The sequence below is a fragment of the Salinispira sp. genome (assembly GCF_059431795.1).
The window spans coordinates 243,917-259,166 of sequence record NZ_JBXWXS010000003.1 but is presented as its reverse complement, the minus strand read 5'-3'; the positions used below and the strand labels follow the sequence as shown (position 1 = coordinate 259,166).

Annotated in this window: 15 protein-coding genes; 7 read left to right on the top strand and 8 right to left on the bottom strand. The window is 50.1% G+C overall.

Annotated elements, in window-relative coordinates; translation table 11 throughout:
• Nucleotides 1-181 precede the first annotated feature (181 nt).
• On the top strand, nt 182-1,903 hold the full coding sequence (locus AC52PS_RS02280; RefSeq protein WP_495561407.1) for a DUF8510 domain-containing protein: 1,722 nt from the start codon (nt 182-184) through the stop codon (nt 1,901-1,903).
• A 70-nt stretch (nt 1,904-1,973) separates the two neighbouring features.
• Here the strand turns inward: AC52PS_RS02280 and AC52PS_RS02275 are convergent, their stop codons facing one another.
• Genes AC52PS_RS02275 through AC52PS_RS02260 form a run of 4 tightly spaced genes read right to left on the bottom strand, consistent with a single transcriptional unit; the run spans nt 1,974 to nt 5,168 of the window.
• The gene (locus AC52PS_RS02275) at nt 1,974-3,446 is read right to left on the bottom strand and encodes an alpha-amylase family glycosyl hydrolase (RefSeq protein WP_495561406.1); all 1,473 of its coding nucleotides are present in this window, start codon (nt 3,444-3,446) and stop codon (nt 1,974-1,976) included.
• On the bottom strand, nt 3,443-3,811 hold the full coding sequence (locus tag AC52PS_RS02270) for a leader peptide processing enzyme (protein WP_495561405.1): 369 nt from the start codon (nt 3,809-3,811) through the stop codon (nt 3,443-3,445). Before AC52PS_RS02270 ends, AC52PS_RS02275 begins: the two co-directional genes overlap by 4 nt.
• Nucleotides 3,801-4,382, bottom strand: coding sequence for a signal peptidase II (gene lspA / locus AC52PS_RS02265; protein WP_495561404.1), 582 nt, complete (start codon nt 4,380-4,382; stop codon nt 3,801-3,803). Before lspA ends, AC52PS_RS02270 begins: the two co-directional genes overlap by 11 nt.
• A 12-nt stretch (nt 4,383-4,394) precedes the next feature.
• Complete coding sequence (locus AC52PS_RS02260) at nt 4,395-5,168, bottom strand: Nif3-like dinuclear metal center hexameric protein (RefSeq protein WP_495561403.1); 774 nt, start codon at nt 5,166-5,168, stop codon at nt 4,395-4,397.
• Nucleotides 5,169-5,291: 123 nt separating this feature from the next.
• Between AC52PS_RS02260 and AC52PS_RS02255 the strand changes: the two genes are divergently transcribed.
• The 4 genes from AC52PS_RS02255 (at nt 5,292) to AC52PS_RS02240 (ending at nt 10,432) form a co-directional block, all read left to right on the top strand.
• Nucleotides 5,292-7,808 (top strand): Lon protease family protein, encoded by a 2,517-nt coding sequence (locus tag AC52PS_RS02255; RefSeq protein ID WP_495561402.1) that lies wholly within the window; start codon nt 5,292-5,294, stop codon nt 7,806-7,808.
• Nucleotides 7,809-8,049: 241 nt separating this feature from the next.
• Nucleotides 8,050-9,528: an HDOD domain-containing protein gene (locus AC52PS_RS02250; protein ID WP_495561401.1), complete on the top strand. Its 1,479-nt coding sequence runs from the start codon at nt 8,050-8,052 to the stop codon at nt 9,526-9,528.
• 135 nt (nt 9,529-9,663) lie between these two features.
• On the top strand, nt 9,664-9,894 hold the full coding sequence (locus AC52PS_RS02245) for a glutaredoxin family protein (RefSeq protein ID WP_495561400.1): 231 nt from the start codon (nt 9,664-9,666) through the stop codon (nt 9,892-9,894).
• A gap of 82 nt (nt 9,895-9,976) precedes the next feature.
• Complete coding sequence (locus AC52PS_RS02240; RefSeq protein ID WP_495561399.1) at nt 9,977-10,432, top strand: OsmC family protein; 456 nt, start codon at nt 9,977-9,979, stop codon at nt 10,430-10,432.
• A gap of 59 nt (nt 10,433-10,491) precedes the next feature.
• Here the strand turns inward: AC52PS_RS02240 and AC52PS_RS02235 are convergent, their stop codons facing one another.
• The 4 genes from AC52PS_RS02235 to rsmI form a co-directional block, all read right to left on the bottom strand.
• Nucleotides 10,492-11,454, bottom strand: coding sequence for a TrmH family RNA methyltransferase (locus AC52PS_RS02235; RefSeq protein WP_495561398.1), 963 nt, complete (start codon nt 11,452-11,454; stop codon nt 10,492-10,494).
• A 4-nt stretch (nt 11,455-11,458) separates the two neighbouring features.
• Nucleotides 11,459-12,607, bottom strand: a complete 1,149-nt coding sequence (locus AC52PS_RS02230) for an iron-containing alcohol dehydrogenase (RefSeq protein WP_495561397.1) — start codon at nt 12,605-12,607, stop codon at nt 11,459-11,461.
• Nucleotides 12,608-12,876: 269 nt separating this feature from the next.
• On the bottom strand, nt 12,877-13,161 hold the full coding sequence (locus AC52PS_RS02225) for a flagellar biosynthesis anti-sigma factor FlgM (protein WP_495561396.1): 285 nt from the start codon (nt 13,159-13,161) through the stop codon (nt 12,877-12,879).
• A 47-nt stretch (nt 13,162-13,208) separates the two neighbouring features.
• Nucleotides 13,209-13,904, bottom strand: coding sequence for a 16S rRNA (cytidine(1402)-2'-O)-methyltransferase (gene rsmI, locus AC52PS_RS02220; protein WP_495561395.1), 696 nt, complete (start codon nt 13,902-13,904; stop codon nt 13,209-13,211).
• A 117-nt stretch (nt 13,905-14,021) separates the two neighbouring features.
• On the opposite strand from rsmI, the gene AC52PS_RS02215 reads away from it, so the two are divergent.
• Entirely contained in the window at nt 14,022-14,453 is a 432-nt protein-coding gene (locus AC52PS_RS02215) for a hypothetical protein (RefSeq protein ID WP_495561394.1), read from the top strand.
• 122 nt (nt 14,454-14,575) lie between these two features.
• The gene (locus tag AC52PS_RS02210) at nt 14,576-15,229 is read left to right on the top strand and encodes a lysoplasmalogenase (protein WP_495561393.1); all 654 of its coding nucleotides are present in this window, start codon (nt 14,576-14,578) and stop codon (nt 15,227-15,229) included.
• Nucleotides 15,230-15,250 lie beyond the last annotated feature (21 nt).

Genomic DNA, 15,250 nt, shown 5'->3' with positions numbered 1-15,250 from the left:
GGCTGAATTCTGCCAGCAGTTTAGTGATGTATGGTTGTAGTGTGTTCATAAATCATATACCGGAAAAGAATTACTGCTGCTTGAACTTGCGAATTTTTTTACAAGCTTTGGTGCACTCTAAATTCATTACATCAGTGCATGGCTTTTCCTGAGATTCTCAGATATACTGGAGTGAAGAACTATGGCTGATCAACACTCTGACACAGAAAACATTTTTGCAGGATTGGTGGAGAGCGAGGAAGCAACTATCACCTTCGGTGATGATGAAGATTCTCATCTTCTAGCTAAAACATCTTCCCCGGAGTCCGGGACAAAAAGCAACGGTTCCGACGCTCCCCCCGATTTTTCCGATCTCTTCGATGAGGAACGTCCGGTTGAAATGGGTACAGTACCCGACTTCAGTTCCGCTCTGGACCAGGTTGAAGATCCCAAGTTTTCCAGGTTTGAGAAACTTCTCACCGATAAGCCCCAACCCATTTTCAAGAATAAAAATTATTATAAAATACTGCTTAACGGGGAGGGCGAAAGTGCCAAACATGTACATAACATGCTGGGAAATTTTCTCCAAGCCAAGGATCCCCAGGACAGAACCATGCATAGAGGTCGTTTAGCCCCTGCATACTGGGATTTCGCCGCTTCAGTAGCATCTAAAATTACCCGCAAACTGCCTGCACCTAAAATTCTGCTTTTACGATTCGGGATTCTTCTTCCCACCGCAATTTCTTCGGAACAGCGAATACTTGTGAGCCGAATTCCCTATACCACCAGCTGCGATGAGCCGGTGTATTACGCAGATGAGTGGCTGAAAGCGGTGGCATTTGGAAGGGTAAGCGCATCTGCCACCGACGAAACTAAAATGCCGTCTAAAAACAAGGGGGCAAAAGTCAGCGCCATGCTGGATAAGACCCGGGGCCGCTACGATGCGCAGATTCAGGTAGTAAAAAACTATGTAAGCGAAATGCAGACCCAGGAACGGATCATGAAGGAACAGCTTGAACTCCTGCTCCGTCACCAGCCTATGAGCCGGTATGACAATCTTCCGGCACCATACGACGATGCCCAGAAAAACGGGCTCAGCGAACTAAATTCAATTATCCGGCGCCTGAATAACCTGAACCGTCAACTCAGCACCGCATACAAAGAACTGGACAGCGTGAGCGACCAGCTGGAAAAATTGCGGCAGGAGGAAAATGAGTATGGCGATGAAGATGCCGCTGATTCTCAATCTGTAGGGGAAGAGATGAACACCGTCCGGCAGATGGCAAAACTCTGTGTAGGCCGGCAGGGCAATCATTTTCCTATGCTCTTAAAGCAGTACTTCATTCCAAACATCCGGGATATCGGCACCAAAGAGAATGTGGTTAACACTCTTGCAGAGGTGGAAGCTCTGGATCCTGATGTGTTTAAGCGGACCTTCAAGCAGCAAACCAACAGAATTGTTCCCAATGTAATTCTGATTCCCTGTTACGGAGATACGGGGATCTGCTGGGAGCCTTTCGAACGGCACAATCGGGCCACCAGCCGCGGCAGACTGGCAATCCCCGTGTTCCCAAAGGACCTACGGGTCGCGGTGATCTCCGCACTGGGAGACCTGCGCTGGCAGGTTGCAAAGGAAAAAGCCCAGCATTACTGGATGGAAGAAGGTCTCACAGGATGGTATTATCAGGATTTTTCCGATAAAAAACGCAAAGGGGATGTGAAAGACGCCTTCATTCAGGACTACATTCTCTGGATTACCAAGGAATCCGAGGGTACGCAAAAAATGGAACGGGATGTCCGCTCAATATTCTGGCGCTATGTTCCCTTCCCCCAGAATGTGAAGGATAAGCTGAAGAATAGGGGCTTCGTTTACAACGAGCTGTATAAGAAGGACCAGAACAGGGCCATATCCGACGGGTACTGATCCTTCAAAACATTTTCCGTCTCTTTCAGGCCCTATCAATACATGCAAGAGCCTGAGATACCAGGCTTTTTTACTCTCTTTCTCTGCTGAGTTTCAGCACCACCCCCGTGTAGCCGGGAAGTTCCATCCGCAGGCGGCCCCGTCGGATACGGACTTTTTCCAGATCCGGAACGCCGGGAGCCAGCGCTTCGCCGTTGGAATCCAGCACCATGCTGTGGGCCCATCGGAAATCTCGTCGCAGCTCTTCCGGCAGCTCGATGGTAAACCGCTCTTCAGCGCCGTTATTCAGAATCGTGAGAAACACATCATCGTCATCATGCCGGGCATACACAAAACGGCTCATACTCCGGTCCACAATGCTGAATTCGCCCCTGCTGAGGGCAGGATGGCGGCTGCGGAGTTCATTCAGAGAGGTCACCAGATCTTTATAGAGGGCGGGCTCCTCCCAGGCCATGAGACTCCGGCCCGAGTGCTCGGATCCGCCGTCCATGGGAACTTCCGTGCCATAATACATTATTGGTATGCCCGTATAGCTGAACAGGAACATGAGTGACTGGGCCAGCTTCTGCTCCTGGTTCCGGTACACCTGGTTCACAAAGCGCCGAACATCATGGTTGTCGATAAATGTGCCCATAAGATCTTCATGGGGATAATTTCGTTTGGAATTGATGATGCTCTGAGCAAAGCGGGTGGCCGGTTCGCCGTTTCTCACCATATCCTGAATGGCAAAATAGGCAGGAAAATCCAGCAATCCGTCTATTCCGGCATTCTGATATTTTCCCAGATTGGCAGGATTACCGTCAAACACCTCTCCTATGAGGTAAAAGTCCGGAAAACGCTTTTTGATAGCGGCGGAATACTCCTTCCAGAATTCCGCGGGCACATGTCTCAGGGCATCCAGACGGTAGCCGTCAATACCGGTCTGTTCGATCCACCAGATAGACATATCGATCAGATACTCGCGCACCTCGGGATTTTCATGATTTAAATCCGGAAGATTCTGAAGCCAGTGGTTCTCCACCTGATACTGATCCGAATAATCGTCAATATCCCGCCGGGGATGGAACCAGTCGTCGTATTCCGGCTCCCCGAAGAAATCGTGCTGAATCCCGGTATGATTTATGGCCAGATCTAGTATTACCTTGATACCCAGCTCATGAGCCCGGTCAACCATGGTTTTCAGACTCTCCATGTCACCGAAATGCTCTTCCACCGCATAATAATCCTGGGCCCAATAGCCGTGGTAGCCGCCGGCCTGATTATCCACAACCGAGGAGATCCAGATTGCACTGAACCCCATGTCGGCTATATACGGAAGCTTCTCCGTCAATCCGGCAAAATCTCCACCATGGTAACCCTTCAGGTTCCTGATGTTTACCGTATAATTATTGCTTCCATCTCCGTCATAAAAGCGGTCGGTAAAGAGGAAATACACGGAATCCTCAGGTCCGAATTCTGCACTTACACGAAAAAGCGCGGCAGATACAAGGAATAGAACAACCATTCCTCTGCGTACGCTGCTCCAGGATATGGGAAAAATCATCGCTTGCGGGCTCCTATTCTGAAAATGGGATCAAAGTATTTATCCATGTCCACTCTCTTTGACAACCATTTGATAAACAGATGGTAGAACAGATAGGACGATGCAACAGAAAGAAAGAATATGATAATCAGAGCCACCTGTGCTCCGCCCTGGCCGAAGACACCAGAGAGAAATCGGGCATACAGGGTTGCAAGCAGCAGGAGCATGGCAATCATGATGCCCACGTTCACCACAGTTGCGCCCAGAATAAACAGCACCGAATTGAGTTTCTTGTTCATTTTTTTTCCCGATTGTTCCCGGGCACCCTGGATGGATCCGTTTTCCGCGGTTCCGTCTCCGTTTCCATCATGTTCATTATCTGTCATGTTCAACCTCCCGGTTTTCTGTATTCCTTCTGCCGGCATTCTGCATACCGGTATCCGAGTCGCTGCTTTGTTCTCCGGTAAAAATCAGCGTGATCATCAATAGTATGCCGCTGATCACCGTGGACATATCCGCAACATTGAAGGTGGGCCATCGATCCAGTCCAAACAATCCGTAGAATTTAAAATCCAGAAAATCTACGACGCCGAGGGGGCGGAATATCCGGTCAAAGAACACATTGCCTATGCCGCCCCCGGCTATCCCCGCCAGAAGCCAACGCTGAAATTTGCTGATCTCGTCGGATTTTATCAGAAAAATAAGAACACCGATGATCACAATGGATGGAATGATGATCATCAGAATTATCCGCACTACAGGAGCGGCGGAATCTCCGAGACTGAATGCAGCACCAAGATTCCGTACATGGATAATCCGGAAGAATCCATCCAGATGAGATGAACCGATGGTATTCAACGGAATGGTCCGTACGATAATCAATTTGGTTATTTGATCCAGGAATACGATAACTGCTGTAAGGATCAGCGGCTTAAGATGATATGTTTGTTCTTTCATGTGTTATCCCGTTTACAGACCCGTAGGTACATCTATGAATTCCGCTTCAATTCCCGCTTCTTTGCCGGGTCCTTTCAGCAGGTGCTCCATGAGCAGCTTCACACCCCAGACCTCTGTTAAATAGTGTCCGGCGAATATAACATTAATTCCCGCTTCCAGACAACGATGATAAATCGTATGGGAGGCATCGCCGGTGATAAACAAATCGTACCCCTTTTCTATTGCCTCATCCACATCGAAGGCCGCTCCCCCGGAAACAATGGCCACCGAACGGATTTCATCGGGCCCGAACGGCAGGGTTGCAATAACATTACCATCGAAGCCGAATAGCTTCTCCTGAATTGCAAAAAGCTCCAGGGGCTTCTCAAGGGTTCCTGCCATGCCGATGGGTACTCCCTTGTGAAGACCAAAGGGGTGTATATCCTTGAGCCCCAGACTGGAGGCAATTCCCGCATTATTTCCAAGTTCGGGATGGGCGTCCAAGGGAAGATGAATGGCATAGAGGGCAATATCGTGTTCCATGAGAAAACGGATCCGCTCGTAATGATACCCGGTGAGCAGTTCTTCCCGCCCCCAGAATAACCCATGATGAACCATCAAAATATCCGCCCCGATATCCGCACAGCGCCGGAATGTCTCCAGGCTTGCATCCACGGCGAAGGCAACCCTGGATATCTGGTTATTCCTGCGGCCTACCTGGAGGCCGTTTTTGCTATTATCGATTCGGGAGAACTGATCCAGTTTCAGTTCTGCCTGCAGCCAGCTGTCTAGTTGGGAAATATTCATAGTATACTTCTCCTCATATTAGTAGGTTATCATGTAGCCTCCAGAGTTGGACAGAGAATTGTCCCGCCTCTATACTGATTATACAACCGGCAGTTTTCAAGCTGCCATTGGACGGATACGTACATGAATACTTCCCATGCATCCCAACGATGCCGCCTTGAAGCCTCGAGGGTGCTCTTTTCAATTCCCGAAGAAGAATTGAATGTGGAACCCAGGGATCAGGCAAGCTTTGGCATAATCGGACAGGAACGGGCCATCCAGGCTCTTCAAATGGCAATTTCCATTTCCTCAAAGGGATACAATATATTCGCCAGCGGAGCTGCGGGTACCGGAAAACGGACGGCGGTAAACCACATCCTTGCCGCTCAAAAGCTCAAACCGGAACTGCTTCGGGATATTCTGTATGTTCATAATATGATTCAGCAGGACAGTCCCAGGGTGCTTTATCTGCCCGCCGGACAGGGCAAGCGTTTCAAGAAGCTTCTGCGCCGATTTGTCCTCTCGATCAGGGAGCTGGCACTGACCATCAAGAGCCGCAGCGGATTCAAGGAAGCCAGAGATCAGATCATGCTCAGGACCGAATCCGAGGAGAATCAGATGCTCTTCGATTTTGAAGACCGTGTAGAACAGGAGGGCTTCAAAATTGTCCAGATTGAGGAGGATGACCAGGAGCGGGCGGATCTTGCCCCCATGATTGATGACGAACCCTCCGACTTTGATGAACTGCAAAAAAGAGTGAGCAGAGGCGTTCTCAGCAGAAAAGATTATAAAGAATTACGGGAAAAGTACTTTCAGTACATGGATGAACTCAAACAGGTTTTGAGCCGGATCCGGAATTCCCGGGTGAAGATCACCAGCGAAATGGATGCCCTTCACATGGAAACCATGTCTCCCGATGTAAAAGAGGGGGTGAAGCAACTGAAAACGGAATTTTGCTCTCCGGGCGCGCCTCTCACCCCTGAGGAGCGGAAACGAATTGCCGACTATTTAGAAAGCATGGGCAGCGACTTGTTACAGAGAATTTCCGTGCTAATTCATGAGAGCAATGATGAAGCCTTCGAGGGCGAACCTGAACTCTCCACCCAGCCCCTTCCCGAGCCCCTGACCCGCTACGACGCCAACATTCTCATTGATCACAGTAATACCGATGCACCTCCGGTGATCGAGGAGACCGCACCGGACTACGCCCGACTGTTTGGCAGCATCGACATTCCCTCGGATTCGGGGAGCGGAGGTGAACCAACCTACGGTTTTCTTCACCTGCGGCCCGGCTCAATTCTCAGGGCCAGCGGCGGATACCTGGTACTGAAAGCCGAGGACATTCTCATTGAGGATGAGGCGTATCTGCACCTCAAACGAGTTCTGCAGAACGGATCAACGGAGATCCGTAATCCAAGCACTCCGGGAACCTCATCCCACGGCTATATCAAGCCCGACCCGGTGAAGGTGAACCTGAAGGTGGTAGTGATGGGCAAGGAAAGCCTCTACGACGCCCTCTATCTTCAGGATGAAGACTTTCAGAAACTGTTCAAGGTTCCTGCGGAATTTGATTACGTGATGCCCAGGAACCACCGGACCACCGGTGAGTATATCAATTTTATCAGGCTCATAACCCGGGATGAAAATCTCCGTAATGCGTCCAGAAGTGGCATTGCAGCGGTTCTTGAGTACGGGGTCCGGCTTGCGGAATTCAGGGATCAGCTTTCAACCCAATTCAGTCTTGTGGCAGATATTCTCAGAGAGGCGGATTACTGGGCGGGAGTGGAAGGCAAGCAGGAAATTGACCGGGAGGCTATTGAGCGGGCGCTGAAGGAGCGGGCTTTTCTGCTTAATCTTCCAGAAGAAAAGATCGACGAGCAAATCCGCAGCGGCGAACTGCTCATCCGGATTCAGGGAAGTGAAGTAGGCCGGGTGAACGGACTTGCGGTGCTGGACCGGGGATATTACAGCTTCGGCAGGCCTACGGTGATCAGTGCCCAGGCGGTTCCGGGGAATGACGGTCTGATAAATGTTGAACGGGAAGCCGGGCTTAGCGGAGAGATCCACGACAAGGGTTCATATATTGTGGAATCCTATGTACACGCCCGCTACGCAAGGAACTTTCCTCTCTCCATAACCGCACGGATTGCCTTCGAGCAGAGCTACGTAGAGGTTGAGGGAGACAGTGCGAGCTCCAGCGAGATATTCGCCCTTCTATCCGCTATAGGAGATATTCCCCTTCGCCAAGATGTTGCTGTCACCGGATCAGTAAATCAGATGGGTGAGATTCAGCCCGTAGGAGGTGTTATTGAGAAAATCGAAGGTTTCTTCGAAGTATGCCGGCAAATTGGACTCAGCGGTAAACAAGGGGTAATTATCCCAATACAGAACACTGAGAGTCTGGTCCTCAACCGGGATGTGAGCCGGGCAATAGAACAGGGAATGTTTCATATCTGGGCCACAAGCACCATAGATGAGGGAATGGAAATTCTCAGCGGGATGACAGCCGGGGAACGCGCAGAAAACGGCAGGTTTCCGGAAAGCAGCCTCAACTTCCGGGTTGAGCAACGGCTCAAGGAAATGGCGGAGATTATGAAGGACCATGGGGAAAACTCCGACGATACTGATGACGAGGAACGGGAAAAACCGCGCAATGGGTAATCTACAGCCTCCGGATATACTGTTGACCCCGGGTATACTGAAGAAATCAGCAAGATTCCCCCCTTTGTGTATAAATTATAAATATTGAATATAAATAGAGAATTGCATATGATAAGATAGGAATTATAATAGTAGATATACACCTGCCCTTACATGAGGGTTTGGTAAGTTTCATGAAGCCGTATCCTGGATTATCATCACGGATACGATACATAAAAGTTTGAATTACGGGACATATACTATGAAGATCGATGCTGAAAAAGTCCGGAAAGCGGCCCGCAGCTCCGTACCCCTTACCGTTAAGACGTTTACCCTTCCCAACGAAACCGAGCTGCAGCTTGAGGAAATTCTTGAAGTATTTCTTTTGGAAATGGGACAGGAGTCACTGAAGGACTCCCTGTTCTATTGTCTGCGGGAACTGGCGGTGAATGCCAAAAAGGCCAATACCAAACGGGTCTATTTTCAGGAACTCGAACTTGATATTAGCAGCGAAGATGACTATGTGAGCGGGATGGAGAACTTCAAACAAACCACCCTGGACAATATTCAGCATTACTTAAAGCTTCAGAAAGACCGGGGTTTGTATGTCAAGATTATTTTCCATTCGAAAGCAGACAAGCTCCACATTTATGTGATCAACAATACCGAAATGACCCGGAAAGAACAAATGCGTGTATACGACAGAATTGCCCGAAGCCGGGCGTTCAACAGTATGGAAGAAGCCCTTGCCACAGTGCTGGATGACAGCGAGGGAGCGGGATTGGGAATTGTCATTCTGGTGCTCATGCTGAAAAAGCTGGGTCTGGATGAGGATGCATTTGACATCGATACAGAAGACGGGGAGACCATCGCCCGGATCACCATTCCAATGAGCGAGCTGAGACTTGAACAGATCAGCGAGGTATCTGCAAAGCTGATTGAGCATATCGACAGCCTGCCCAAGTTCCCCGAGAACATCGCAGCCCTTCAGGCGGAAATTAATGACCCCGACGTGGAGCTCAGCGATATTGCCAGGAAAATCGCCACCGACCCTTCACTTACCGCAGACCTTCTCAAACTGGTGAACTCCGCCGCTTTCATGCTGCCCAAGCGGGTGGACAACATCAGCGAAGCGGTTAAGCTTGTGGGGCTTCGCCGGCTCCGGAATCTCCTGTACTCATACGGTGCCCAGAAAACCCTGGGAGAGGGAAATGAGGAAACCAAGGGTCTCTGGATGCATTCATACAGAACTGCCTTTTATGCCTATACCATCGCCAGAAGTATATTAAAAAAGAAGGAAATCCTTGATGACGTATACGTCGGGGGTATTCTTCACGATATGGGAAAAATTGTTTTCAGTTCGGTACATCCAGATCTGATTTCAAACATTGCCAACTTCACCAAGCAAAAAGGAATTCCCGCCCATCTCTTTGAAGATTTCTCAGCCGGACTGAATCATGCTGAAATAGGTGCAATGATTGCCGAAAAGTGGAACTTCCCGGAAATTCTTGTAGACGCCATCCGCTTTCATCACGACCCGCACAGTGCGGACAAGAATTACCGGATGATTGTTGATACCGTGTACCTGGCCAATTCACTTGCGAATATCGATGAAAAAACCAACGGGTACGAACAAATAGATCCGACAGTGATCGGTCGGTTCAACATTCCTACAATGGACCATCTCATGCGCATCCATGCAAAGCTCTCCCAGAAATTTGAGGAAGAACGAAGCATGTAAGCTCCTGCCGCCGTTCGGGCGAGTCTGCAGGTGATGCAGGTTCCCGAATATGCAGGAAAACATTTGACAGAGCACCACTCAATATATTATTTTCCTTATATTCAAACATAAGCATTTAGATATAAGGAGTATATGATGGCAGTTTCCATTTACACAACTCCCAGTTGCAGTTTCTGCGTAAAAGCCAAACAGTGGATGCGGGAGAACAGAATTACCTTCAAAGAATTTGATGTATCCAGGGATCAACGAAAAGCCGATGAAATGGTACGGAAATCCGGACAGATGGGAGTACCGGTTGTAGACGTTCACGGAAAGGTGATTGTGGGATTTGACCGGGATAAAATTGAACGGGCGCTGAAACGCTGATCAGCTCCCAACAGACTTTGCAGCAGCAGGAACCTGCTTTCGCAGGATAGGCAGCGTTAGCCCAAAAATAGGAGGAAACAGTATGGCAAAGAGCACGGCAAGCTGGAAAGGCGGCATGGCATTTGACCTGGATCTTCAAGGGAGAACCATTCCCGTGGATGCAGTTGAAAAAGTGGGGGGAAAGGACTACGGACCTCAGCCCAAGGGTCTCATGCTTTCAGCCCTGGCGGGATGCACCGGCATGGATGTGACCTCCATTCTGGGCAAGATGAAGGTTCCGTTCGAGAAATTCAATATAGCTATTGATGGGGAGACATCCGACTCCCACCCCAAAGTTTTCACCAATATCCACATCACCTATGCATTTACTGGTGATAAAAATTCCCTGGATCAGAAGAAAATCCTCCGGGCAATAGATCTGTCGCTGAATGACTACTGTGGTGTTTCAGCAACGTTGAAACATACGGCGGATATCAGTTTTGAGCTCCAGTTAAACGGAAGCAAGACGGCTGAGGGTAAGCAGGGAGAAGAGATGTAATTCTCTTATCTGTGCGGCTGCGGCCAATAATGTTGGAAATTGAAGCTGTTGGCAGGAGGTTATCCCTCCGGGTTGCACCAGAACGCGGCGGCAATGCCGAAGGCCACCGATACATTCAACGACGCCTTTTTTCCAGAGCCGGGTATGCTGATCACCCGGCTTTGGGGTATTTCCTTCGGGCTGTCGCTCCCCGAGCCCCGGGAAAGCTCTCTGCTCATTTCAAGAAGGTCAGGATGCAATCCCAGCTCCTCATTTCCGAGAATAAGCCAACTTCCGGACTGCATATTAGCAGCACCAATGGGTTCTCCTCCGGTCTCCAGAAGATACAGGAAAGGAGAGACAGCTGCTCCCGCCCCCCCTACGACGGAGGCTGGAAAGGATGTAATGAAATCTTCCCGAGGCAGTACCCCCCACTGGGTCTGAAACGACATTCCCATGGAAGTCTTATCCAGCCTGGGAGTACCGGGTTTGGGGGTATCCGGAGATAAAATAACGGGTGAAATACCGAAAAACGCTGCGCTGCGGAATACAGCACCCACATTGAATGGTGAGCGCAGGTCATCCAAATAAATCCCCCTTCCACCCGGCGGCAAGGGCGGAAGGCAGGGAGGATCACCCAGATCGAGTCTCATCTCTTCCGGATCCCGGTATTCCGTTCCCGGCGCGAACCTTTTCCCGGAACGCAAATACTGATCCCCGGGGCCCGCAGCGGGTGAAAGGCTGGAGTATTCATCCCAGTCCGCAGCCACCGCGCCGATCTCATCCATCAGCAGATGACGCAGGCGGTTGGCCGCAAAACCGGCGTGAATGCTGCCGGCAGCCCTGACGAATTTATGCCATTCCACCGGATCCACCAGGCCCGGGGGCAGTTCCCGCTCAAGATCCTCGAAAAACCGGATAAACGACGTCCTATTTCCCTGGAGTTTCCCCGCAAGAAACTGCTCATAGTCTCCGATTATCCTCACCAGCTTTCGTTTCTGCGTACCGGGTTTGAGTTGGAGAAATTTTCTCAGCGTAATCATAGGCTCAAAATGCCCGCTTAATCAGACTGCACACTTCCTGGGAACTGAGCTCAAGTCCGCATACTTCATTCAAATAAAATCCTGCGGATGCTTCGCAGACAGTATAGAGTTCATCAAGGCTGAGATTGAAATCGCGCAACCGGGTGGGCAGTTCCAGGCGGGCGAGAAAGCGCCGCGCTGCGGCCGCAGCCATTGGGGCAGCCTTTTCACTGGGGAGATCGCTTACGTCCTCCCCTAACGCATCGGCAATTCTGGCAAGCCGTTCAGGTTGCCGCTCCACGTACATGTCCAGGATATGGGGAAGCATAACCATGGCAATCCAGCTCTTGGGGACCTTGAAAGCCGCATTGATCATGTATGCCAGAGTACCTCCGATTCCCTGGCTGGATGTGGCCAGCCCCATACCGGAGAGTAGTCCGCCCTGACTTGCCAAAACCCGCACCTGAATATCATCAGGACGGCGCATGGTCTGGAAAAGGGAACGGTGGAGCCGCTGCATGGCTTCCAGAAGCTGAATATCAGATAAAAAGTTCCGTCTTTTTGAGAGATACCCTTCGATGGAGGCCAGCAATGTATCCAAAATGGCCACAAGCTGATATTTCATGCTGAGCCCCAGAGTCAACTGAGGGTCGATAATCAACGCCTTTGTAAGACCCGCAGGCAAACGGATCCGCCTTGCCCGTTCGCTCACAGAATCGCTAACCACCACATCGGATTTCATCATGAAGTGATTCCGGCATGAATTGGGAATTTCCACATAGCTGCAGCGAACGGAGTCAGGATAATGGTCCCGAAGCATATCATTCAGGCTCATATCGCTGCCGATGAGCACCGTGGCCGCCCGGGCCAGAGAGAGAACCCTCATACCACCGAAACCGATAACCACCTGGACCTGTCCGGCAGCACCGATATCTGCAATGGTCTGGATTACCGAGGTTTTAATACCCGGCCGGATATCATCAAATACCACCGGATCAATGCCGCCGGCCCGCAAAAAACCCTGAAGTCGGTTCACATTATCCTGATCCCCGCCGCTTCGCTCGGTTACAAGAAGAACACGATTTCCCAGGGGTTTGACCGTATCGATAATGTGCTGTATGGAATCCACACCGAAACGCAGGTGTTCTATTCCATGGAGTTCTAATTCACCCATTGCAATCCTGGAATCAACAACATGTTGTCGAACTGTGTACTCATTTTCTTCTAAAAGCATAGAGGATGGCGACTGAATATTCAACTTGATATCTCCATGGGAAAATTCTCGTTCGTACGGGTCTTTCAAACAGAAATCTTGAAATTGCCTACCATTTCAGTAACCCCTGGTTCAGGCATGGGGTTACAAAAAAACCGGAATCGCTGTGGAACAGCAACTCCGGTTTGGCCGGGGTGAACCGGCAGATCAGACCCGGGGGTCTGGATATATTAGAGGCCGAATAAATCCATGAGCTTATCGGCTACATTATTAAGTACCGCATCGTTTATATAGGAAGGATCTTTCAGTTTCTCTCTCACTTCGGCAATACGCTCTTCCCGCACATCCGAAGAAGATTGAACTTCTTCATTGAGTTTCAGCATTTCCGCTTTGGTCTTCGCTTCATTCGATACTGAGATGGAATCCCGAGCGGGCTTGGACTCGACCTTATTAGCTTTCTGATTTTTATTATAGGTCGATATAGGATCTAATGGACCAAGTCGTTCGATACTCATAATAATCCTTCCTTTCATTAACAGTATCGGTCATTTTACCTTAAATGTTAAGGCCTTTTTGCCTTTGCAGCCACAAGTACTGCGAATTCCCCCTTGACAGAAGGCCGGTTTTCCAGGTCGAAGCGGATTTCCCCCGGTTTTCCTTCCAAAATCTCCTCGTGAGCCTTGGTCAATTCCCTGCCGCAGAGTATGGGGCGGTCATCTTCCATTTCAGTGCAAAGATCTTCCAGATCCTGCAGCATCTTCACAATTCGAAAGGGTGATTCGTAGATAATAAAAGCATCGCCGGTTTCCATTAAATTCTTAAGCTGATTTTTTCTTCTTCCACCCTTTGGACTGAGAAACCCCTCAAAAATCACCCGTTTGCCCGGAAACGCCGCAACGCTCATAATGGCCGTCATGGCAGAAGCGCCGGGAATGGGTACAGTCGCATGCCCGGCATCCCGTACCGCCCTTACCAGTTGGGAACCCGGATCGCTGATTCCCGGCGTACCGGCGTCGCTGATGTAGGCCACATCCTTTCCATCGTTCAGGAGCGCCACTATGCCCGGGGCGGATTTGGCTTCGTTGCGGGCATGGCAGGGGATAAGACGCTTGCGGATGCCGTGGGCGTTTAAAAGCCGCATGCTATGACGGGTATCTTCACAGGCTATCACCTCAACTTCATTCAAAGTTTCCAGAGCCCTAAGGGTAATATCCTTCAAATTTCCTATTGGCGTACCCACAACATATAACACCGCCATTCGTTCCTCCCGGGCGAAGCGGCAGTCTCTGCTGCATTCGCGTTCTGTTTTGCTTGGAATTCTTCCCGTTGCTGCCGACCATTGTATCAGACCCAATCATGATCTGTGGAGAGTAGCGTGCTGAGTTCCTATCTGGTGATGTCCATTCTGGGCATAATTATCATCCTGCTGATTATCAGCCTCATAAAATTAAGCAAAGGGGATTTTCAGCAGCTGGCCCTGAAAATGGCCGGTGAAGACCGCAATCGTCTTGAGGTATTGAAACCCTGTCCGGTATGCGGAAGCATGCTGAAAAAGGGCCAAACCGTCCACAGCGTGTACTACCGGAGCGCCGGCAGGCATGAGAACCTGAAGGTGGAGGAAATTTTCACCAATATTTACGGCTGCCCCCACTGCTGGCCGGATAACTCCCAGCATCCCAGAACATGCCCGGTATGCGGCAAAACCCTGAGCAAAGACGGCTATCTTGTTGCCAGAACATACAGAAAGGCAGGCAGAAAAGATCACGTCCATGTGGTGGGCTGCACCGAATGTAAACGGGTACGTTAAAGAAGAGCCCCGAGCCGAGCGGACACACTAAACGGCCAACCCGAGCAGTCTGTCAGCCTATCCACCCGTGGCCGTAAACCGGCAAATTTGCCGGAACTGCCGAATAATACTACACTTGAGGTATGAGCGAATATGTTCTTATTCCAATCGTGCTGCTGATCGTTGCATCCGCCGGCGATATTCTTCTTATTAGCAGCGACCGGAGCAGATTCAGAGTATTCACCAAACCCGTTCTCATGCCCCTGTTGGTGTTTATCTATTTATCCCTTGCCATTACACCCAGGTGGTTCATTTTAGGCGGGCTCATCGCCGGCTGGGCCGGGGATGTGATTCTTCTCAGCAGAAAGAAATCCGCCTTTTTTCTGGGCCTTAGCAGTTTTCTCATCGGACATATTTTTTACATTCTCACATTTATTCTGGATATCTCCCAGCCGGCAATGACTCCCCTGGTGCTCACCGCCATCCTGGGTTTCGCCGCACTGGCCTGGTTCATTCTCAGCACCATTTGGCCTGCGGAGCGGGACTATCAGTTTGGGCTAGTTCTGTATTCCTCCGCTTTGGCCGCTTTGGGCATCGCCGCCTTTGCAAGACTTGAGTTTGTGGGAGGAATAAGCGGAATTCTGGTTGCAGCGGGATCTCTTCTGTTTATCTTCAGCGATACCATGCTGGGTTACAGCTACTTCAAAAAGCGCTTCAGGGGAGATCAACTGCTAATTATGATCAGTTATATCCTTGCCCAGGCGGGAATCGTAAGCGGAATTATCTTGAACGCATAATCGGTATAATGCTACTCTCTT